Raw genomic sequence first — 21,067 nt, forward strand, 5'->3', positions numbered from 1 at the left:
GATTCATGGATCTGGTACCGCCTTCTGCGAGCTGAGTGGTGGGGCAATGTCGATCAGCATGGTGGTCTCGTCGCCCGAGCAGAAGCGCGCGAGGTTGTGGAGCAATCGCGATGCTAGCGACTCGATCGTCGAGTGATCGAAAACTTCGGTGGCGTAGGTCATGGCGATATCGAGCACCGTGCCGCCTGCTTCTGGACGCTCGTGCATGGCGAGCTGCAGATCGATCCGAGCCTGGTCCTCGGGGATCTCGATGAGCGATGAAGCAACCCCGGACAGTTCCAGCGATGGAGATGGATAGTTCTGGTATGCCAGCATGACGTTGTAGAGCGATGGAACTGGTTGTGCCAGCGCCGTTGCGGAGTTCGCGGATCGGGCGCGATGCTCGTCGATCAGTGCATCGGGGAAGATGTCGAGGCGAGCGAATGCCTCCTGGCAGGTTCGATGCACCCGCTCGAGCAGGGAAGAGAACGATTCGCCTTGCCTCAGCCGGATCCGGATCGGAGCGGTGACGATCATCATGCCGACCACGCGGGCGAGGTCCTCATCGCTGCGGCGGGTCACGGGAACACCGATCACGATGTCATCGCTACCGCTCGCCTCGGCCAGGGTCACGGCAAGTATGGATTGGACGACAATGAAGCGGGTGGTCCTGTTCCTGGCTGCGAGGAGCGTCGTCGCAGCCAGGACGGGCGGCTTGGTGCTGACCGCATGGTTGCCGGCGGAAGTGCTCCGGCATGGTGGTCGCGGCCTGTCCAGCATGCGCGAGATGTGGTCGTCCGACCCTGCGAGCATGTCGAGCCACCAGCGATGATTCGTGGCGGCAAGAGAGCTTGGGTCCGCGGGATCGCCCAGCAGAGCGAGCTGCGCGAGGGTGAAATCGATGTACTCGATGCGGAGGCGCGGCCACCCGGGCGCTGTGCCTCGGGAGCGGGCGGCGTAGGCGGTCGAGAGATCCTGCAGGAGCACTGCCTCGGAGAATCCATCGCACGCGGTGTGGTGGACGACCAGCGCGAGCGCGCGCGGGGACCCGTCGCGCTTCTCGAGCACATGGACCCGAAGCGGAATCTCCGCCTCGAGATCGAAAGGGATATCGCGGACGCGACGCAGCGCATCGAGCAGCGCCGAACCGTCTGGCGGGCAGTGGCGCACCAGGCCGCGGCAGGCATCCACGGCCGCGAGCACTACTTGGAGTGGAGCGGGCTCGTCGCACGGCGTGATGGTCCGCAAGGATTCGTGCCGCTCGACGAGATCGAGCAGGGCTGCATCGAGCGCGGATGCATCGATCTGGCCGTCGACGTGGAAGGCCATGATCAGGTTGTTCATCGGTGATTCGGGATGGCTACGGAAATGCTTGTGCATCCGCCGTTGCTGGGGTGCCAGCTGGATGCGTGCTGGCCGGGGCGGTGGAGCCATCCCGGGCCTGCTCGTCGCTACAGCGTGGCTGCCTGGCCCGGCCATCCGGGCGATCTCGCGGGGCGAGGGATTCCGCAGCAGTTCCTCGACGGTGGGCGGGCTCGGGAAATGCCGGCGCAGGCCAGTGAGCAGGCTGACCGCGGACAACGAGTCTCCGCCGAGCGCAAAAAAGGAATCGGTCGCGCTCACGGGGCAGCGCAGGATCGCCGACATCTCCCGCGCGATGGTGGCCTCGAGCTCCGTGGCTTCCTCCGCCGCTAGGGAGACTGTGTCGCCGGGAAGATCGGATCCAGCGCTGATGGGCGGGAGGGCTGACCGGTCGAGCTTGCCGCTCGCCGTCAGTGGCCACGACGTGACAGTGGCGAGCCGGGCCGGCACCAGGTGGGCCGGGAGCACTGCCGCGAGATGATCCTGCAGCTCGGGAACGGTCACCGAGGCCGTCCCGGCGAGCGCCGCATAGCCATCGAGATGCTCGCCCCCGTGACTAGTCCGCTTGAGGACGACTGCCGAGCTGACCCCGGGGTGGCGGCGCAGCGCATGCTCGATGTCGCCGAGCTCGATGCGGTGCCCGCGCAGCTTCACCTGGTGATCATTGCGACCGAGGAACTGGAATCCCGTGGGCTCGGAGAGCACGGCGAGATCACCGGTGCGGTACATGCGGCTTCCTGGCTGGCCATAGGGATTGGCCACGAACCGTGTCGCGGTGAGACCGGGCTGGCCGAGGTAGCCCCGGGCCAGTTGCACGCCGCCCAGGTACAGCTCCACTCCGGGGCCGGCAGTGGAGGGCGACAGCCCGGGGCCAAGCAGCAAGGCCTGCACATCGCGCTGCGGGTGCCCGATCGGCACGACCCGGCGGCCTTCTCCTGTGCACGCGCGGGATGCCGCGGCTTCGAACTGGGTCGCCGAGACAGCAGCCTCTGTCGGGCCATAGAGATTGTGCACCGTTGCCGCGCACAGCGAATCCAGCCGATCAACGGTTTCCTGGTGCAGTTCCTCGCCGATCACGAGGATATGGCGCAATGTCTCGAGCGAGCGTGACTGCGCGAGCTCGGCGAACACCCGCAATGGCGAGGGAACGAAGACCGCATGTGTCACGGAGTGCTGGTCGATCAACTTGCACAAGTAACTGGGATCATTGCGCGAGGCGGGGTCCGCGATCACCAGGTGCGCGCCGCATGCGAGCGGCCAGAACAGCTCCCAGACCGAGACATCGAATGTCGGAGCGATCTTGTGCAGCACAGTGGCGCCAGCGGGGAGCGGGAAACGATCGCACATCCATGTGATCTGGTTCGTGATCGCGGCGTGCGGGATGACCACTCCCTTCGGCGTCCCGGTGGAGCCAGAGGTGAACATCACGTAGGCGGCGGAGCCCGGGCGCAAGGGCGCGATCCGGTCCGGATCGTCCAGCGAGGCGGAGGACGAGGCGTGATCATCGAGATCCGCGGGCGCGACCGCGGGAAACGGCTCGAACCGCAGCGGCGCGCGATCAGCAGAGATGATCAGCGACGGACGAGCCGTCCGCAGCATCCCAGCGAGCCGGTCCTCGGGGAGCGACCGGTCGAGGGGGAGATAGGCCGCTCCAGCCTTGATCACCGCGTGGACGTGGACGACGAGGTCGATGGAACTAGGGATATCGAGCGCAACGATGTGCTCGGGTCCTATTCCGCGACGAGCCAGCCCACGCGCGATCCGGTTCGTGCGAGCATCAAGCTCCCGATGGGTGATCCTTTGCTCGCCGCACGTGATGGCAGGGGAGCCCGCATCGGTCGAATGGCCCAGCAGGCTTGCGAGGTGCGGGCTGGCCAACGGCCCCGCCATCGCTGTCATCCGCCCACAGTGGAGCGGTCGCCTTCCCCGCCTGGGCCGAAGGTTCGCTGGGGAACACCGGGCGCGAGGGAGATGTGTGTATGGATCGCGAGCCACGGATCCTCCATCGATCCCCGGGCGAACAACACGGTCGCGCGCCCGGGGCGGGGGAAGGCGGTGCCGTCCTCGGCGTAGCCCGTGGATGTCCACGGGCAGATCCCCCATCCCGTGAGCCCGTCCGGTGCCTGCCAAGTCCGCGATTCGCCGAGCAAGAACCGGAAGCCCGACATCGAGCCCCAGATCGCGGCCCACTGCTTGTTCGCGAGCTCATCTATTCCGAGCAGCAGCGGCTTGTGGGTGCCGAATCCCACCACCTCGCTGTGGAACATCGTCCGTGCAGCGTCGAGATCCACGTTGTTGATGTGCTGTTCCCAGTCGCGGAACCAGGCAATGAGATCGTCGACTTTTTCAACCCCGTGAGGAGGCATTGATCGCTCCAGCGTGTCGATGGCAAACACCCAGGCATGGCGGTACGGATGATGGTCCGTGGCCCGGTGATACGACCAGGCTAGCCGAACATGAAGGAGCCGAGGCCGAGACTTTCCGCCCGTCCGCTCCGGGCGCGCCCGCAGCCGGCTCCAGCGGGTAGCGTGGATGCTGGCGAAGGGAGGCACACCAGTGCTCAAGCTCGGGTACAAGGCATCGGCGGAGCAGTTCGCGCCCCGCGACCTCGTGGAGCTCGCGGTCAAGGCCGAGCAGTGTGGCTTGGATTCCGCCACCGTCAGCGACCATTTCCAGCCGTGGCGGCACACCGGTGGGCATGCCCCGTTCTCATTGTCCTGGATGACGGCCGTGGGGGAGCGGACCAGCCGCATCCATCTCGGCACCTCCGTGATGACACCCACCTTCCGCTACAACCCGGCCGTCATCGCGCAGGCGTTCGCCACGATGGGCGTGCTCTATCCGGGGCGCATCATGCTGGGGGTGGGCACCGGCGAGGCGCTCAATGAGATCGCCACCGGGTTCAACGTCTCCGACGACCATCCGTGGCCCGAGTTCAAGGAACGCTTCGCCCGCCTGCGCGAGGCGATCCGGCTCATCCGGACACTGTGGACCGAGGACAACGTCACCTTCGACGGCGACTACTACCACACCGTCGACGCGACCATCCACGATCGTCCCGAGCAGCCCCTGCCGGTCTACATCGCGGCCGGAGGGCCTGTTGTCGCGAAGTACGCGGGCCGGGCGGGGGATGGCTTCATCTGCACGTCCGGCAAGGGCATGGACCTCTACACGGAGAAGCTGCTGCCCGCGGTCGAGTCGGGCGCCGAGGCCGCGGGCCGGGACGCCAGCGGGATCGACAAGATGATCGAGATCAAGCTCTCCTACGACACCGACCATGACGCCGCGCTCGAGAACACCCGGTTCTGGGCGCCGCTGAGCCTCACCCCGGAGCAGAAGCACTCGGTGAGCAGTTCCGCCGAGATGGAGCGCCTCGCTGATGAGCTGCCCATCGAGCAGGTGGCCAAGCGGTGGATCGTTGCCTCCGACCCCGACGAAGCGGTCAAGCAGATCAAGCCGTACCTCGACGCCGGGCTTAACCATCTCGTCTTCCACGCGCCCGGCCACGATCAAGCCCGCTTCCTCGACCTGTTCGCCCGGGATCTCGCCCCGCGCCTGCGCGCCCTCGGTTAGTTCCAGGGGGCTGGATTTTCGCCCCAATTCGCGCGATCCCGCACGCAACGGTTAAGAATAGGAACATGCCGTCGAGTGTGTACGTTGCCGCGCCATCCGGGGATACCGGGAAGTCCACCATTGCGCTGGGGGTGCTGCACTTCCTCGCGGCCTCCGCCGCGCGCGTGGGAGTGTTCCGCCCGATCTCCCGCTCCAACGATCACACTGACTACATCCTCGAGATGCTGCTCGAGCACACCACGGCAGACCTCGAGTACGAGCAGTGCATCGGCGCCACCTATGCCGACGTCCATGCCGACCCCGAGCGTGCCCTTTCCGACATCGTCAGCCGCTTTCATGTCGTCGCCGAGAAATGCGATGCCGTCGTCATCGTGGGCTCGGACTACACCGATGTGGTCAGTCCCACCGAGCTGACCTTCAATGCTCGCGTCGCCGTCAATCTCGGCGCGCCCGTGCTGCTCGCGCTCTCCGGCAGCGGGCGGGACGCGGAGACCATCGCGCACGCCGCGGAACTGTGCCTGAGCGAGCTACGTACCATGCGCGCCCACACAGTAGCGATCATCGCCAACCGGTGCGCGCCCGACCAGATCGACGACATCACCAAGGCGCTCGAGGCGACCGGGGTCGCGGCCTGGGCGCTGCCCGAGGTGCCGCTCATGGTGGCCCCAACCATGCAGGAGCTCCTCGATGCGCTCGGCGGCGAGCTCTACAGCGGGGATGCCGAGCTGCTGCAGCGCGAGGCGACGGCCGTGCTGGTCGGGGCGATGACGGCCGAGCACCTGCTCGAGCGGCTTACCGAGGGCGCCGCGGTCATCGCGCCCGCCGACCGCTCCGATGTGCTTCTGGCCCTCGTCAACGCGCACGAGGCCGCGGGCTTCCCCTCTCTCGCCGGGATCATCTTCAACGGCGGCCTGCTCCCGCACCGGTCCGTGGCGTCCCTCGTTGAGGGCCTCAAGCCGAAGCTGCCCATTATTACCACCGAGCACGGCACGTTCAAGACCGCCAGCATCGCTGCCGAGACCCGCGGCCGCGTCGGCGTCGGCTCCCAGCGCAAGGTCGATACCGCCCTCGGGCTGATGGAGAAGCACGTCGACGCGTCGGCCCTGATCAAGCAGCTCGAGGTCATGATGCCGTCGGTGATGACACCGCAGATGTTCGAGTACCAGCTGATCGACCGCGCCCGCGAGCACCGCAAGCACATCGTGCTGCCCGAGGCCACCGATGACCGCATCCTCCGCGCCGCCAGCCGACTCCTGCAGCGGGAGGTCGCCCAGCTGACCCTCCTTGGCGAGGAGTCGTCCGTCCGCAAGCGCGCCGCCGAGCTCGGCCTCGATCTCGAGGCCGCCGACATCATCGACCCTGCCACCTCGGACCTGCTCGACAAGTTCGCCACCGAGTACGCCCGGGTCCGCGCGCACAAGGGCATGACGGAGGAACGGGCCCGCGAGATGATGGTCGATGTCGCCTACTTCGGCACCATGATGGTGCACATGGACATCGCCGACGGCATGGTCTCTGGCGCCGTCCACACCACCGCCCACACGATCCGCCCCGCGTTCGAGGTCATCAAGACCGTCCCCGAGTGCTCCATCGTCTCCAGCATCTTCCTTATGTGCCTCGCCGACGAGGTTCTTGCCTACGGCGACTGCGCGGTGGTGCCGGTTCCAACCTCCGAGCAGCTCGCGGATATCGCGATCTCCTCCGCCGAGACCGCCCGCCAGTTCGGCATCGAGCCGAAGGTCGCCATGCTGTCCTACTCCTCGGGCGAGTCCGGCAGCGGCGAGGACGTCGACAAGGTCCGCCGTGCCACCAAGATCGTCCAGGATCGGCGCCCCGACCTCCTCGTCGACGGCCCTATCCAGTACGACGCCGCGGTCGAGCCCTCCGTCGCGCGCAGCAAGATGCCCGACTCCAAGATCGCCGGCGAGGCCACGGTGCTGATCTTCCCCGACCTCAACACCGGCAACAACACCTACAAGGCCGTGCAGCGCAGCGCTGGCGCCGTCGCCATCGGACCCGTCCTGCAGGGCCTCAACAAGCCCATCAACGACCTCTCCCGCGGTGCCCTCGTCCAGGACATCGTCAATACCGTCGCCATCACCGCCATCCAGGCCCACAAGGAATAGGAGGCCGTGGTGGCCCGCACCGTCCTCGTCATCAACTCCGGCTCATCGTCGATCAAGTACCAGCTCCTCGACCCTGCATCCGGCGAAGCCCTCGCCAGCGGCGTCGTCGAGCGCATCGGCGAGCGCGACGGCATCATCACCCATGCCGACAGCGCGGGCGAGACGGAGCAGCGCGCGCCCATCGCCGACCACAAGGCCGGGCTCGCGCTCGCGTTCGACATGTTCACCCGCGATGGCGGATCCCTCGATGACCTCGGCATCGCTGCGGTCGGTCACCGCGTTGTCCACGGCGGCACCATCTTCACCAGGCCCACCCTCATCACCGACGACGTCGTCGCCGAGGTCGACAAGCTCTCCTCGCTCGCGCCGCTGCACAACCCGCCCAACCTGCTCGGCATCGAGGTCTCCCGCGCGCTGCTGCCCGAGGTGCCGCACGTGGCGGTGTTCGACACCTCCTTCTTCACCACCCTGCCCGCGGCTGCCAGCACCTATGCCATCGACCGGGACATCGCCGAGCAGCACGGTATCCAGCGCTACGGGTTCCACGGCACCTCCCACGACTACGTTTCCCACCAGGCCGCCGAGCACCTTGGCCGCCCCTACGACTCCGTCAACCAGATCGTCCTGCACCTCGGCAACGGTGCCTCGGTCTCCGCGATCCGTGGCGGCGAGGCGATCGACACGTCCATGGGGCTGACCCCCCTCGAGGGGCTCGTCATGGGCACCCGCAGCGGGGACATCGACCCCGGCGCGCTCCTGCACCTGCTGCGCGTCGCTGGCCTCAGCATCGATGAGCTCGATGAGATGCTCAACCGAGGCTCCGGGCTGAAAGGGCTCTCCGGCGTCAACGACTTCCGCGCGCTCAGCGACCTCATCGACAGTGGCGACGAGGATGCGCAGCTCGCCTACGACGTCTACATCCACCGGCTCCGCAAGTACATCGGTGCCTACCACCTCCAGATGGGCGGGACCGACGTCATCACCTTCACCGCCGGTGTTGGCGAGAATGCCAGCCACGTCCGCGCCGACGCCCTCGCCGGGCTCGAGCGGCTCGGCATCATCCTCGACCAGGAGGCCAATGCTGCTCGCGCCAAGGAGCCCCGCATCATCTCGACCCCCGAGAGCGCGGTGACCGTCCTCGTCGTTCCTACCAACGAGGAGCTCGCCATCGCCCGCGCGGCCTGGAAGCTCGCGAGCGGGTAGGGCGCCCAGCCTGGATGCGCAGCAGCAGGCTCGGCACAGGGATCGATCCGGGGCTCGCCTGATGCGTCCGATCTGCGAATATTCCCACGCTGCGGTGCACGACACTGTGGGAAAAATTGCATTGCCGGTTGTCAGACGCGCCGCCTATGGTGAATCCGCGCGCATCACCGGCCTCCGGCACCCCGGCGGGACCGCGGCGCTCCTGACCCCCCGCGAAAGGCATGGACGTGCCCAAGAACCATCCGGAAAGCCCCGCCACCACCGTGCCGGTGCCGGACGGAGCCCCCGCTGTCCCCGCGCATGGCGAGGTACTGCCCGCTCCCGGGCTGCCCGCGCCCGCGGTACCCGCCGCTGCGGCAGCACGGCCGCGCAAGACCCCGCCCGTGCTGCACTGGCTCGTGGCCGCCACCTTCATCGTCATCCTCAACGAGACGATCATGATGAACGCGCTGCCAGTGCTCATGGACGTCTTCCAGGTCACCGAGCGCACCGTCCAGTGGCTCTCGACTGCCTTCATGCTCACCATGGCCGTAGTCATTCCCGCCACGGGCTGGTTCCTGCAGCGCGTCACCACTCGTGCCGCGTTCGTCTCCGCGATGTCTGTGTTCCTTGCCGGCACTGCCATCGCCGCTGCGGCACCCATCTTCGAGATCCTCCTGCTCGGCCGCATCGTGCAAGCCGTTGGCACCGCCGTCATGCTGCCGTTGCTGATGACCACCCTCATGACCGTCGTCCCAGAGCATGACCGGGGCCGCGTCATGGGCAACGTCATGCTCGCCATCTCCGTGGCCCCCGCGATGGGCCCGGCCGTATCGGGCCTGCTCCTCGCCGTCGGCTCGTGGCGACTCATCTTCATCGTCGTGCTGCCCATCGTCGCCGCCATCATCATCGCGGGGCTGCGCTACCTCATGAATGTGGGCGAGAACGAGAGCGGGCCGCTCGATCAGCTCAGCGTCATCCTCGCCGCCCTCGGGTTCGGTATCACCGTGTACGGGCTCAGCGAGATAGGAGCGGACGATCCCAGCCTGCACCCGGCCATCACCATCATCGTCGGGCTGCTCGGCATCGCCCTGTTCGCCGGGCGCCAGATCCAGCTCCAGCGCACCGGTGCGCCCCTGCTCGACCTACGCACCCTGACGCATCGCACCTACGCGCTCGCCCTCGGGCTCCTGGCGTTCGGCTTCATGGCAATGATGGGCGCCATGGTGCTGTTCCCGCTGTTCCTGCAGAACGCGCGTGACCTCAGCGCGCTGCAGACCGGCCTGCTCATGATGCCCGGAGGCCTCGCGATGGGGCTACTGGGCCCCACGGTCGGGCGCATGTTCGACAAGCATGGCGGACGGCTCCTCATTGTGCCCGGAGCAATCGGCATCCTCGTCGGGCTCGCCATCTTTGCCCGCATGAGCCTCACCATGCCCCTGGGGGTCGTGCTGGCCGCGCACATCCTGCTGATGGTGTCGCTCGCCGCCGTCTTCACGCCCGTCTTCACCATTGGGCTCAGCGCCGTGCCCCCGCACCTGTACTCGCACGGCAGCTCCCTGCTCGCCACGCTCCAGCAGGTCGCGGCCGCCATGGGCGCCGCCATCCTCATCACCGTGATGGCTGCCCGCGCCCGCGTCCTCGAGTCTGCGGGGGCAAGCGACCTCGAAGCGCTCGTTGGCGGCATGCAATGGGCCTTCGGCGTGGGCGCGCTCCTGGGCATCGCCATCCTCGCGTTCGCGGTGTTCATGCCACACCGGCCCGACGGGTTCGGCGAGGATGAGCCTGGCGTGGGCGAGCCTGGCGTGGGTGACTCGGCCGCAGCTGGGCAGCACTAGCCGGTCCCTCCGGAAGTGTGCGCTTTTGCCCCCTCTCGCTCGCCGCGAAGGGGGCAGAAGCGCACACAACTGGTCGCAGCAGGCCGAGCCGGGCCGACAGCTCAGGCGCGGCCAGAACCAGCCGCGCCGGGCCGCGTCAGAAGAGGCTGCGGGGCCGGATGGCGTTGGCGAGGTCGATGAGACGGTAGCGATGCCGCCGCTCCGGGGCATTGCGGGCCAGGACCCGGAGCGCGCGCTCGGTGCTGCCACGCAGCGCTTCCTCATTGAGGGCTACGCCCAGGAAGGGCTCGGGGTAGCGTGCCCGTCGCCCGGAGCGGATCCAATCAAGCGCAACTCCGAGCACCACGACGCGCATCTGGAGGGCGCGGCGCTCGGTCTCGGGAACCATCTCGACCCGTCGCGCGGCCTCGCGGAGCTCGTTCTCGGTGATGTCCTCGACGGGCCTGCCGCCGATGAGCGCCATCACGCTGGAGAGGCGCGCGATGTGATAGTGGCGGGAGCTCAGGGGAACCTGGTCGAGGGCCCGGACCCCTCCCGTCCGGTTGCCGGCGTGCACGAGCTGCCGGGCCAGCCCGAACGCGGCACTGATGACGTTGTGGTCGGTGCGCCAGACCGTCCGGTAGTACTTCTCGGCGAACTTGTGCCAGGTGAGGTCATCGTCGGTCTCCCAATGATCAAGGATGAGCTCGGCGGTGGCGGCGAGCGCGACCTTGGGGGCGGACTCGCCAGGCAGCGCGGTGAGAACAGTCTCGAAGTGGTTGAAGGCATGCTCGAACTCGCCGAGCAGCAACTCGGTGAACGCGCAGTACCAGTCGAGCCGCCAGTGCTGCTTGTCGGCGCGCAGCTTGCGCAGGATCCGTTCGGCGTGCTCGGGCTCCTCGAGGTCGAGGTGGGCCCGGACCTCCGCGAGAGGGATGGCGAGGCTCTTGTCGAGGATGTGCTTGGTCTCGGCATCACCGCTGGTGGTGGTCTCGCGGATCTTGCGGATCGAGTCGAGGATCTCGTTCGGTTCGCTCGATGCGGTTGCCGTGAGCAGGCTCGCGGCCGGATCGAGCGGGTCGATGAGCGGAATGGGCAGTGCCGCGACGATCTCGCGGGCCTCCATGTGCATGTCGCGCATGTGCCCGTCGATGTAGACGTCGGTCTGGCGGACGGCCTGGTCGGTGCCGAAGGTGGTGCGCTGCGGCGAGAACAAGGTGGACATGCCCGGATGGGGCTCGCCCCGCTTGTAGGCGAGGACTTCCCGGAGGACGCCGCTGAGCTGGCTGGACATCTCGTCGGCGGAGGCGAACCGCTGCGTGTGGTCGGGGTTGGTGGCGCGCAGCAGGGCGCGGTGGAAGAACTCGTTCTCCCGGTACAGGGATTCTGATTCTGGACTGGGCAGGCCTGGCTTGTAGACCCCGTCCTGGGAGGGCAGCCGGGCAGTGAGCACGGCAAGGGTGCGGCCGACGGTGTAGATATCGGATGCGACGGTGGGGCCGGTCTGCGCGAGCTCGGGGGCCTGGAAGCCGGGAGTGCCGAAGATGTAGCCGAAGCTCTCGAGCGAGGCAACGGCTCCGAGGTCGATCAGCTTGATGCCTTCATCGGTGATCATCACGTTCTCGGGCTTCAGGTCGTTGTAGGCGAGCCCGGTGGCATGCAGGTATGACAGGGCCTTCAGGGTTTCCTGCACGAGCACGATTGCCTGCTCGATGGGCAGGCAAGCACTGTTATCACCGAGGTCCTTGCGCCGGTTGTGGACGAGGTGGCGCAGCGTGGTTCCGCCCACGTACTCCATCACGATGTAGCCGACCGGGTTGCCCTCGCGGTTGATGTGCTCGACGAAGTTGTAGATCTTCACGATGCTCGGGTGCGAGACCTCCGCGAGGAACCGCCGCTCGGCCATGGCCACTGCCTGGGCCTTGGCGTCGCCGGACTGCAGCAAGCCCTTGAGAACCACCCAGCGGTCCTCGACGTTGTGGTCGATGGCGAGGTAGATCCAGCCCAGGCCACCGTGGGCGAGGCAGCCGCGGATCTCGTACTGCCCGGCCACGAGGTCGCCGGGGCGCAGCAGGGGAGTGAACCAGTACGGGGTGCCGCAGTTGCTGCACGCGCCATCGGGCTCGCCGGGCCCATTCGGCCCGGACCGTCCCACCGGCCGCTTGCACTTCTTGCAGAATCGCTTGTTCTCGGGCACCGCGGGATCGGTGAGTATCGCGGAGACCGGATCGATGGGCGGGATGCGGGGAATAGGTACGAGGCCAGCGCCGAGCCGTTGGTGCGGGCCGCTGCGGGTGCGCACGTAGCGGCCACTGGTGCGACCGCTCGACGGGCTGCCTCCCGAGGTCGCCCTGCCCTGCGGCCCGGTCGTGCTGGACCCGGATGTCGCCACGCCCTCCGTGCCAGGCTCGCCAGGATCGGACTCTCCTGTTTCGCTGCCCTCGGAATCGGCGAACGGATCGAACGCGACGGCGTCGGTGGCGGCGCCCTCGGTGCTAGCCATCCCCGTGCTGGCCATCCCGGTCGTGGCTGGTCCCGAGTCCGCCATGCCGGTAGCGACCATCTCGGTGTTCGCCGATGGGTCCTCGGCTGGGGCCTCGTCAGCGGATGCCTCATCAGGGGCGTTGTCGTCGGCGAGATCATCGGGGTTCTGGGAGTTCATGGCTGCATCCCCTGCGGTTTCCGTCGGTGGCATGGCGCGGCGGCTCAATCCCGGTAGCGGGCGGGAGGGGGCCCAGGGGACGGGCCCAGCACCGATAGCCATCGCTGGTACAGCTCGTTCCAGGTGCCATCCCGCCGGATCCGCTCGAGCGTTCCGTTGACGAATCGCACAAGGTCCGGATTGCCGAGATTGACACCCACCCCGTAGGGCTCCGAGCTGAGGAACCCGCCGACGATCTCCAGGTAGGGATCCTGTGCCTTGAGCCCGCCCAGGATCGAATCATCCGTGGAGATGGCATCGGCCTGTTGCTGTTGCAGCGCCACCAGGCAGTCCGCCCATGCTGGAACGCCCAGGATCCGCGCGTCCGGCGCGAGCCGCTGCAGCCTGGCCAGGGACGTCGTTCCCTTGGTGACGCATACCGTGCGACCAGCGAGATCCTCCGCGCTGCTGATCCCTGACCCGCTCACGGTGAGGATCCGCTGGTAGGCCTGGAAGTAGGCGGTGGAGAACTCGACGAGCTCGCGCCGCTCGCAGGTGATGGTCATGGTCTTCACCACGATATCCACGCGCGAATCCTGCAGCGCGGGAATGCGCTGGGCCGAGGTGAGGATCTCGAACTCGATGCGATCAGGATCGCCGAAGATGTCGCGGGCGATCTCCCGGGCGATGTCCACATCAAAGCCCACGAGGTCGCCGGTGAGCGGGTCGCGGAAGCTGAACAGGTTGCTGCCGGCATCGAGGCCGACGATCAACCGGCCCCGCTCGAAGATCTCCGCGACCGTGTTTCCCGGCGGGATCTCGCCAGGGGGTGGATTGGGGCCCTCGGGGCGGAGGCTTGCTGTCGGATCGCAATCCAGGCTCGGCGGTGGCTGCAGCTCGGAGGGCCGGGGGATCTGCTCGGCACCGGCGGGCAAGGGCCGTGGGGGATACGTCGGGGGCACTCCCGGCAGGTCATCGGGCACCGAGCACCCCGCGACGAGCCCCACGCAGAGCAGCGCGATCGCCATGAAGCGGGCAACTGGCTCGGGACAGGCCGAGGAAATCCACGCGCGCGGGCTCATTGGTACTCCCTCAGACGCGGCCACACGCCACCCGCGATAGCCAGGCTCGCGAGCACCGACAGCGCCATGACCCCGCCCGCGGCGAACGCGAGGGCGGTGCGGGCCCGCGTCAGCGCGGTGCGCAGCTCGGCGCGCGTCGCGGCGATGCCGTCCTGCAATGCGTCGTCGAGCGCCGCGAACTGGGCGGTGGAATCCTCTTCGCCGGCGCCGACCGCGATGCGCGCGGCGCCCAGGTGATCGCCCGCCGCGTACAGGTCGGACATGCGGTGATGCGCGTCGCGCCAGCCCTCATGGGCGGCGATCGCGGTCTCGATCGCGCGCGTGCCCACCGTCACCCGCTCATCCTCCTGGAGCTCGGTGAGCTTCGCGGAGAGCGCGGCCGAGGCGTTGGCGAAGCCCTCCTCGATGTCGCTGGACTCGCCGCGCCGCGCCAGGCCGAGCGTCTCGTCGGCCCGTGCCTGCTGGGCCAGGATCCGAGAGGTGGCCAGCGCGTCGAGGGGCCTCACCCCTTCGTCGAGGGCACGGTTCGCCTCGGCGCGGGTGAACAGCCCCACCACCAGCAGCCACAGCAGTACCAGCGTCATCACGAGCGACGCGATCACCCAGCCCAGGTTCAGCGTGCGCTGTGTCTTGCGCGCGAGCCGTACCTGGGCCGCCGCGAGCACCACGACCACCAGCAGGACGATCGCCATGGCGACCCAGGGTGGATGCACGAACCGCCCGTGTGATTCCGCCACCCGCTGCGATTGCGTCCGGTACAGGCCTTCCGAGATCGGCAGCACCCGGGCGCGCATCATCTGCGATGCCTCGTTCAGGTATGCGGCGCCCACCGGGTTGCCGACCCTGTTGTTGGCCCGGGCGCTCTCCACTAGTCCCGCGTACATCGGCAGGTGCATCGCGATCTCGGCGAGCATGCGCTGCGCGTTCTCATCGCCATCACCGACCTGGGAGGACGCGTTCACCAGTGAGCGGGAGGCATCGAAATTGGCGCGCAGGTAGCGGGTGCGCAGGTCTTCCGGCTCGATGCCGCCGAACACGAACGCCGTGCTCGCTGCCGCGTCCGCGATCGACAACGACGAATAAAGCTCGAGCGAGGAACTCGCGATCGGCTCCGTGCTCGCGATGAGCGTGTCGAGCTGGTCCTGCCGCGAGCTGATCGAGGTGGCCGTCACCGCCCCCGCGCCAAGGCACAGCATGATCAGCGCGAGCGCTGCGATCACCAGCTTGCCCGGGCTTGATAGGGCGAGGTCCGAGACGGCGCTGGCCTGGTTCGGGTAGTACTTCGCGTACTTGCGCGACAGCGGCTTGCGAGCCCGGGGCATCAACCATTCGGGCTCGTCCCCGCCCGATGGCGGCACGGCCGAGGGATCGATGCCGAACCTGTTGAAGCCGAACGAGGCCGGTTCGTGCTTCTGCGCGCCCGTGGTCCTGGGCATCGCTCCACACCTCCCCATCAGCTCGCACCATGCGCCCGGTGCATCGGTCGCGTGGCATACGACTACTCCTCAACTATTCATCTTCCACGGTGTGCTCTGCATTACTCGTGGCGGGGGGTGTGTCGCGATCGTCATCGATTCGTGATGAACAACTACTCTGGGTGGGGCAACCACCAAGGACAGCGAGGTTCCCCGATGCGCGGCGATGGCGATGGCTGGGTAGTCAGCGCTCGAGGCGCCCGCAGATGGGGCAAGCACGGCGCTGCGGGGCTTCTGCTGCGCTGCCCCGACGAGCAGGGGATGCCCACGGTCCTGCTGCAGCATCGCGCCCACTGGTGCCACCACGGTGGCACGTGGGGCCTGCCCGGTGGCGCTCGCGATAGCCACGAGACACCCATCCGCGCGGCGTTGCGCGAGGCGCGCGAGGAGGCGGGGATCCCAGCGGACGAGGTCCGGGTACGGGCGTCGCGGGCAACCGCGTTCGAGGGAACCGGCTGGGAGTACACAACCGTGGTCGCGGACATCGCCACCCGGCCTGGTACCACGCCGAACGCCGAGGGCATCGAGCTGCGCTGGGTGCCCGAGCACGAGGTGGCGGGCTACCCGTTGCACCCGGGGCTCGCCGAGGCATGGCCCGGGCTGCGGCTCGAGCAGGTGCGCGTCATCGTCGACACCGCGAACGTCGTGGGCAGCCGTGCCAATGGCTGGTGGCGTGATCGCGCCGCGGCAACCCGCGCCCTTGCCGAGGAGATCGCTGAGTCGCTCCCCATCACCTGCCCGTTCCCTGATGGTCGCTACGGCTGGATCAACCACATCGAGATGGTGCTCGAGGGGCACGCGCGCAGCACTGGCGACGAGGCGAGGCAACCGGCCGGTATCACCTTCCACCAGGCGCCGGGCAGCGGTGACGATCACATCGTCGAGCTAGCGCGAGGGGACGACCCGCTGCGCACTGTCGTCATCACTGCGGACCGCGGGCTCAAGGAGCGCCTCCCCGGCGATGCTGCGGCTTGGGGGCCCAAGCGATTGCTGGGCTGGCTGCCCTAGTCGAGGGGTGGCAAGGCGTCCTTGAGCCGCTGCGCGGCAGCACGGGGGTCGGGCGCCCCGGTGATGGCGCGCACCACCACGATGCGGCGGGCGCCGTGACCGATCACCTGGCCGACGTTGTCCTCGCCGATGCCGCCGATGGCGAACCATGGGCGAGCCGGGCGGAGGTCGGCAGCAACATGCACGAGCCCCAGGCCAGCCGCAGGACGATCCGGCTTGGTGGGGGTGGGCCAGCACGGCCCGACGCAGAAGTAGTCGACGCTGTCCTCGCGGGCCGCGTCAGTCGCTTGCTCGGCATCATGGGTGGAACGGCCGATCACCACACGGTCGCCGACGATGGCGCGGGCATAGTGCACGGGCAGGTCCCGCTGCCCGAGATGCAGCACGTCCGCGCGGGCCGCCACGGCGATATCGGCCCGGTCATTCACGGCGAGGAGGGCACCGTGCCGGCGAGCGGCCGCCGACAGCACCGCGAGCGCAGCGAGCTCATCGCGCGCCTCGAGCGGGCCGAACCGTCGCTCGCCCTCGGAGCCCTTGTCCCGCAGCTGGATGACATCGACCCCACCAGCGAGCGCGGCATCAGCAAACTCGGCGAGGTCACCGTGCTCGCGGCGCGCATCGGTGCACAGGTACAGCTGGGCGGCTTGGAGCCGGTCGCGTGGCGATTGCACACCAGTGACCGTATCGGGCTACCGTGGAGATGTCACCCATGGTTCGCGCGGGAGCTCCGGTCCGGGAGCTGAGAGGGAGCACGCCGCTCCGACCGTCATACCTGATCCAGGTAATGCTGGCGCAGGGAGTTGGAGGCTTATTGTGATGCCCGACGTCAACGAGCGTTGCTCCGTCGCGGTCATCGGCGGGGGCGTGATCGGATCGACCGTGGCCTGGCAGCTCGCCGAGGCGGCCTACCGCGTCACCCTTTACTCCGGGCCAGCCGTCGAGCAATCCACGACGTGGGTCGCGGGCGGCATGATCGCGCCCTGGAGCGAGGCATGGCCCGGCGAGAGCGACCTCCTCGATCTGTCGCTGGCCTCGATGCGCGCCTGGCCGGGCTTCGCCGCCCGCCTCGAGCAGGACGAGCATCGCATCCTCACGGCGCGAGGTTCCCTGGCGGTCGCCGCCGACGATGGGGACGTGGCTGACCTGCGCCGGGTCATGGCCTGGCTCGAGAAGCGCGGCGAGCCCGTCGCGCCACTGTCGCGCCGCGAGGCACGGGCGCAGGAACCAGGCCTTGCTGCTGGGCTGCGCCCGGTGTTCCAGGTGCAGGAGGAGCTCGCCGTCGATAACCGAGCCATGCTGCTTGCCCTGCGTGCCCGCGCGGCCGAGGCCGGGGCAGTCCTCGAGGGACGGTGCATCAGTGCCCTTGGCGACGTCACCCAGGACCAGGTCGTTGTCGCGGCGGGGCCCTGGACCAGCGAGCTTCTGCCCGGGCTGCGCGTCCGGCCCGTCAAGGGCGAGATCATGCGCCTGGCCCGCAGGCCATTCAGCGCCCCGCCGCCCCAGCACATCGTGCGCGGCTGGGTGCGCGGGCGGCATGTCTACCTGGTGCCGCGCCCCGATGGCATGGTCGTCGGCGCCACCCAGCACGAGGCAGGGTTCGATACGACCGTCACCGCGGGGGGAATACGTGATCTCCTCGCCGATGCCGAGGCCGTGTTCCCCGCCGTCACCGACTACGCGATCACCGGCATCTCCGCCGGCCTGCGCCCCGTCACGCCCGACAACATCCCGCTGATCGGACGCGTGGATGACCGTACCCTGGTGGCAGCAGGGCACGGCCGCAACGGAATGCTGCTCGCGCCACTGACGGGCAGCGCCATACTTGCCGAGCTCGACGGCCAGCCCCTCGCTGAGGCGGCCGCCGCACACCCCAGGAGGTTCGCATGAGCACAACCACGACCATCGAGGCCCGCGTCAACGGCGAATGGCGCGCCATGCCGCGTGGCAGCACGTTGCGCGATCTTCTCGACCTCCTCGGGCTGCCGGGGAAGGGCATCGCCATCGCCGCTGGAGGCAACATCGTGCCCGCCGACAAGTGGGAAAGCCACACCGTCGAGCCGGGGGACGCCATCGAGATCGTCACGGCGGTACAAGGTGGATGATCCGCTCGTCATCGCCGGGACCGAGCTCGGGTCGCGGCTGATCACCGGCACCGGGGGAGCTGGCAACCTCGACGTGCTCGCCGATGCCCTCGTTGCCTCCGGTACCGAGCTGACCACCGTCTCGATCCGGCGCGCCAACCTCGCCAGTGGCGACGGCACGCTCGCCCTGCTCGAGCGGCTCGGCATCCGCGCCTTGCCCAACACCGCCGGATGCCGCACCAGCGCCGAAGCGGTGCTCGTCGCGAAGCTCGCGCGCGAGGTGCTCGGCACGAACTGGATCAAGCTGGAGGTCATCGCCGACGACCGCACCCTGCTGCCTGATCCCGTGGAGCTCCTCGACGCCGCCGAGCAGCTCGTCGACGATGGGTTCACCGTCCTGCCCTACACCAACGACGATCCCGCGCTCGCGCGCAAGCTCGAGGACGCTGGATGCGCTGCGGTGATGCCCCTTGGCTCGCCCATCGGAACCGGGCTCGGCATCAACAACCCCCACAACATCGCCATGATCGTCGAGCAAGCGAGGGTGCCCGTGATCCTCGATGCCGGCATCGGCACCGCGAGCGACGCGGCGCTGGCGATGGAGCTTGGCTGCGATGCGGTACTGCTTGCCACGGCGGTCACCCGTGCCACCGACCCGGTGCGGATGGCCACCGCCATGTCGCACGCGGTGCAGGCTGGCCGCCTCGCTCGCCTTGCCGGGCGGATCCCCAAGCGGCAATGGGCCCAGGCATCCTCGCCGCGGCCCGACCACCCCGGAGCCTGATGCGGGTATACCCCGGGCCGCCGGGGTAGCAGATCATACCTAGGTATGACACAGGTCCAGACTTCCGGACGATGTGCACGCCATGACGAGTAGGGCAGAGTAATCACCATGATCCAAGTACGCGGCCTGACCAAGGCATACGGACCAACGAAGGCAGTGGACAACCTGACCTTCGACGTCCAGCCAGGCATCGTGACCGGCTTCCTCGGCCCCAACGGCGCCGGCAAGTCCACCACCATGCGCATGATCCTGGGGCTCGACCGGCCGACCGCCGGAACCGCCACCATCAACGGCAAGAAGTACACCGAGCTCGATCAGCCGCTCCAGCACGTGGGCGCGCTGCTCGACGCGAAGTGGGTGCATCCCAACCGCTCGGCCCGCAGCCACCTGCGCTGGATGGCCGCGAGCAACGGCATCCCCACCAAGCGCGTCGACGAGGTCCTCGAGCTCGTCGGGCTGACCGCCGTGGCGAAGAAGAAGGCCGGCGGGTTCTCGCTCGGGATGTCGCAGCGGCTCGGACTCGCAGCCACTCTCCTCGGTGACCCCGAGGTCCTTCTCTTCGACGAGCCGGTCAACGGTCTCGACCCCGAGGGCATCCGCTGGATCCGCCTGTTCATGCAGCGCCTCGCCTCGGAAGGCCGCACCGTCATGGTGTCGAGCCACATGCTCTCCGAGATGGCCCAGACCGCCGAGCACCTCATCGTCATCGGCAAGGGGCAGCTCATCGCCGACACGACGGTGCAGGAGTTCGTCGACCGCGCCTCGGGCGCCACTGTCAAGATCCGCACGCCGCAGCTCGACACCCTGCGCACCGCCCTCACCAGCCAGGGCCTCACCGTGCGGGAGGACGGCACGGGCGAGTCCTCGCTGCTCGTGGTCGGTACCACCACCGACGCTGTCGGTGAGATCGCCGCCGCCAACCGCATCACCATCCACGAGCTCGCCGCCCAGCGCGGATCCCTCGAGGAAGCCTTCATGAAACTCACCGGCGATTCCGTGGAATACCACGCCGCTGGATTCAATGCAGAAGGAGGGAACAACTGATGGGCGTCCTCGCAGCAGAGCGCATCAAGCTCACCTCGGTCAAGTCCCCCTGGTGGTGCAGTGGCATCGTCGTCGTGCTGGGCCTCGGCCTCGCCGCGCTCTTCGCCGGCACCACCCGATCAACCTTCGAGAGCAGGAGCAACGAAGGGATCGCCCCGCCGCCCGTCATGACGGCCTTCGAGGCCACCATCGGGGTGCAGCAGATCGGCGTCATGGTGCTGATGGTCCTCTCGGCCCTCGTCGTCACCAGCGAATACCGGTTCGGCGTCATCCGCAACACCTTCATGGCCAGCAACAACCGCACTGCCGTGATGCTCGCCAAGGCCGGCATCGCCGCGCTCTGGTCCGCCGTGCTCACCACCGTCCTCGCTGCCGCGGCGATCGTCCTCTCCCGGCTCATTGCTGGTCCCGAGGTCGGCGCCAACCTCACGTTCAGCAACGGCGATACCCTCCGCGTGCTGTACACGGTGCCGATCTACGCTGCGCTCGCCGCGATCCTCGCGGTCGGCGTCGGCGCGCTCGTCCGGCAGACCGCTGGAGCCGTCACCATCCTGCTCCTGTGGCCGCTCCTGCTGGAGAACATCGCCTCGGTACTGCCGAAGATCGGTGAGCACATCGCGCCGTTCCTGCCGTTCCTCAATGCCAGCTACTTCCTCGCTGGCGACAACGGGATGTCGGCTGGGCCGCCGATGGACTTCTTCCACTGGGGCCCCTGGGCCGCGATCGTGTACTTCGGCCTCATAGCCGGCGGCATCTTCGGGCTCAGCGTCCTGGTCGTCAACAAGCGCGACGCCTGACGGCCCTCAAGGCTTGTGATTGCTAGTCGGGAGCAATCACAAGAACCGAACTCCGGGGTGGTGGTGCGCCCCGTCGAGATCGGACACGACAACCCGGTGCCTCCCCATTGGCGCCG

At 68.3% G+C, this 21,067-nt stretch carries 16 protein-coding genes and 1 riboswitch; of the genes, 10 read left to right on the forward strand and 6 right to left on the reverse strand.

Going from position 1 to position 21,067, the window contains the following annotated elements; translation table 11 throughout:
* Nucleotides 1–3 precede the first annotated feature (3 nt).
* Together QC765_RS07420 and QC765_RS07425 are read right to left on the reverse strand one after the other, a co-directional pair.
* The gene (locus tag QC765_RS07420) at nt 4–3,240 is read right to left on the reverse strand and encodes a non-ribosomal peptide synthetase (RefSeq protein WP_278313800.1); all 3,237 of its coding nucleotides are present in this window, start codon (nt 3,238–3,240) and stop codon (nt 4–6) included.
* On the reverse strand, nt 3,237–3,707 hold the full coding sequence (locus QC765_RS07425) for a YybH family protein (protein ID WP_278313801.1): 471 nt from the start codon (nt 3,705–3,707) through the stop codon (nt 3,237–3,239). Before QC765_RS07425 ends, QC765_RS07420 begins: the two co-directional genes overlap by 4 nt.
* Nucleotides 3,708–3,873: 166 nt before the next feature.
* On the opposite strand from QC765_RS07425, the gene fgd reads away from it, so the two are divergent.
* The 4 genes from fgd to QC765_RS07445 all read left to right on the forward strand — a co-directional run bounded on the left by fgd (nt 3,874) and on the right by QC765_RS07445 (nt 10,060).
* Nucleotides 3,874–4,914 carry a glucose-6-phosphate dehydrogenase (coenzyme-F420) gene (gene fgd, locus QC765_RS07430; RefSeq protein ID WP_278313802.1) on the forward strand — a complete coding sequence of 347 codons (1,041 nt, stop codon included), beginning with the start codon at nt 3,874–3,876 and terminating at the stop codon, nt 4,912–4,914.
* Between the two features lie 65 nt (nt 4,915–4,979).
* The gene (pta, locus tag QC765_RS07435) at nt 4,980–7,040 is read left to right on the forward strand and encodes a phosphate acetyltransferase (protein ID WP_278313803.1); all 2,061 of its coding nucleotides are present in this window, start codon (nt 4,980–4,982) and stop codon (nt 7,038–7,040) included.
* Between the two features lie 9 nt (nt 7,041–7,049).
* Nucleotides 7,050–8,243, forward strand: a complete 1,194-nt coding sequence (locus QC765_RS07440; protein WP_373876703.1) for an acetate kinase — start codon at nt 7,050–7,052, stop codon at nt 8,241–8,243.
* Between the two features lie 227 nt (nt 8,244–8,470).
* Nucleotides 8,471–10,060: a DHA2 family efflux MFS transporter permease subunit gene (locus tag QC765_RS07445; protein ID WP_278313805.1), complete on the forward strand. Its 1,590-nt coding sequence runs from the start codon at nt 8,471–8,473 to the stop codon at nt 10,058–10,060.
* Between the two features lie 136 nt (nt 10,061–10,196).
* Here the strand turns inward: QC765_RS07445 and QC765_RS07450 are convergent, their stop codons facing one another.
* Genes QC765_RS07450 through QC765_RS07460 form a run of 3 tightly spaced genes read right to left on the reverse strand, consistent with a single transcriptional unit; the run spans nt 10,197 to nt 15,198 of the window.
* On the reverse strand, nt 10,197–12,701 hold the full coding sequence (locus QC765_RS07450) for a serine/threonine-protein kinase (RefSeq protein WP_278313806.1): 2,505 nt from the start codon (nt 12,699–12,701) through the stop codon (nt 10,197–10,199).
* Nucleotides 12,702–12,745: 44 nt separating this feature from the next.
* Nucleotides 12,746–13,762 (reverse strand): glutamate ABC transporter substrate-binding protein, encoded by a 1,017-nt coding sequence (locus QC765_RS07455; RefSeq protein ID WP_278313807.1) that lies wholly within the window; start codon nt 13,760–13,762, stop codon nt 12,746–12,748.
* On the reverse strand, nt 13,759–15,198 hold the full coding sequence (locus QC765_RS07460) for a GlnX family signal transduction membrane protein (protein WP_278313808.1): 1,440 nt from the start codon (nt 15,196–15,198) through the stop codon (nt 13,759–13,761). The genes QC765_RS07455 and QC765_RS07460 overlap by 4 nt, the downstream gene beginning before the upstream one ends.
* A gap of 195 nt (nt 15,199–15,393) precedes the next feature.
* Between QC765_RS07460 and QC765_RS07465 the strand changes: the two genes are divergently transcribed.
* Complete coding sequence (locus QC765_RS07465) at nt 15,394–16,245, forward strand: NUDIX hydrolase (RefSeq protein ID WP_278313851.1); 852 nt, start codon at nt 15,394–15,396, stop codon at nt 16,243–16,245.
* On the opposite strand, the gene thiE is transcribed toward QC765_RS07465, so the two are convergent.
* Entirely contained in the window at nt 16,242–16,916 is a 675-nt protein-coding gene (gene thiE / locus QC765_RS07470) for a thiamine phosphate synthase (RefSeq protein WP_278313809.1), read from the reverse strand. The genes QC765_RS07465 and thiE overlap by 4 nt on opposite strands.
* A gap of 37 nt (nt 16,917–16,953) precedes the next feature.
* Nucleotides 16,954–17,061, forward strand: a riboswitch (TPP riboswitch).
* Between thiE and thiO the strand changes: the two genes are divergently transcribed.
* From thiO to QC765_RS07495, 5 genes are all read left to right on the forward strand, one after another.
* On the forward strand, nt 17,062–18,132 hold the full coding sequence (gene thiO, locus QC765_RS07475; RefSeq protein WP_278313810.1) for a glycine oxidase ThiO: 1,071 nt from the start codon (nt 17,062–17,064) through the stop codon (nt 18,130–18,132).
* A complete protein-coding gene (thiS, locus tag QC765_RS07480; RefSeq protein WP_278313811.1) occupies nt 18,129–18,347 on the forward strand; it encodes a sulfur carrier protein ThiS in 219 nt (72 codons plus the stop codon). Before thiO ends, thiS begins: the two co-directional genes overlap by 4 nt.
* Nucleotides 18,340–19,110 (forward strand): thiazole synthase, encoded by a 771-nt coding sequence (locus tag QC765_RS07485; RefSeq protein ID WP_278313812.1) that lies wholly within the window; start codon nt 18,340–18,342, stop codon nt 19,108–19,110. The genes thiS and QC765_RS07485 overlap by 8 nt, the downstream gene beginning before the upstream one ends.
* 108 nt (nt 19,111–19,218) lie before the next feature.
* Complete coding sequence (locus tag QC765_RS07490; RefSeq protein ID WP_278313813.1) at nt 19,219–20,154, forward strand: ABC transporter ATP-binding protein; 936 nt, start codon at nt 19,219–19,221, stop codon at nt 20,152–20,154.
* Nucleotides 20,154–20,951 carry an ABC transporter permease gene (locus tag QC765_RS07495; RefSeq protein WP_278313814.1) on the forward strand — a complete coding sequence of 266 codons (798 nt, stop codon included), beginning with the start codon at nt 20,154–20,156 and terminating at the stop codon, nt 20,949–20,951. Before QC765_RS07490 ends, QC765_RS07495 begins: the two co-directional genes overlap by 1 nt.
* Nucleotides 20,952–21,067: the final 116 nt, after the last annotated feature.

Origin of the sequence: Hoyosella levis (assembly GCF_026008515.1) — a bacterium.
Lineage (GTDB): Bacteria > Actinomycetota > Actinomycetes > Mycobacteriales > Mycobacteriaceae > Lolliginicoccus > Lolliginicoccus levis.

What these genes read in the sequence shown, in the direction of transcription:
- QC765_RS07420 (WP_278313800.1), bottom strand. Translation starts at nt 3,240, where the DNA reads ATGACAGCGATGGCGGGGCCGTTGGCCAGCCCGCACCTCGCAAGCCTG.
- QC765_RS07425 (WP_278313801.1), bottom strand. Translation starts at nt 3,707, where the DNA reads ATGCCTCCTCACGGGGTTGAAAAAGTCGACGATCTCATTGCCTGGTTC.
- fgd (WP_278313802.1), top strand. Translation starts at nt 3,874, where the DNA reads ATGCTGGCGAAGGGAGGCACACCAGTGCTCAAGCTCGGGTACAAGGCA.
- pta (WP_278313803.1), top strand. Translation starts at nt 4,980, where the DNA reads ATGCCGTCGAGTGTGTACGTTGCCGCGCCATCCGGGGATACCGGGAAG.
- QC765_RS07450 (WP_278313806.1), bottom strand. Translation starts at nt 12,701, where the DNA reads ATGAACTCCCAGAACCCCGATGATCTCGCCGACGACAACGCCCCTGAT.
- QC765_RS07455 (WP_278313807.1), bottom strand. Translation starts at nt 13,762, where the DNA reads ATGAGCCCGCGCGCGTGGATTTCCTCGGCCTGTCCCGAGCCAGTTGCC.
- QC765_RS07460 (WP_278313808.1), bottom strand. Translation starts at nt 15,198, where the DNA reads ATGCCCAGGACCACGGGCGCGCAGAAGCACGAACCGGCCTCGTTCGGC.
- QC765_RS07465 (WP_278313851.1), top strand. Translation starts at nt 15,394, where the DNA reads ATGCGCGGCGATGGCGATGGCTGGGTAGTCAGCGCTCGAGGCGCCCGC.
- thiO (WP_278313810.1), top strand. Translation starts at nt 17,062, where the DNA reads ATGCCCGACGTCAACGAGCGTTGCTCCGTCGCGGTCATCGGCGGGGGC.
- thiS (WP_278313811.1), top strand. Translation starts at nt 18,129, where the DNA reads ATGAGCACAACCACGACCATCGAGGCCCGCGTCAACGGCGAATGGCGC.
- QC765_RS07490 (WP_278313813.1), top strand. Translation starts at nt 19,219, where the DNA reads ATGATCCAAGTACGCGGCCTGACCAAGGCATACGGACCAACGAAGGCA.
- QC765_RS07495 (WP_278313814.1), top strand. Translation starts at nt 20,154, where the DNA reads ATGGGCGTCCTCGCAGCAGAGCGCATCAAGCTCACCTCGGTCAAGTCC.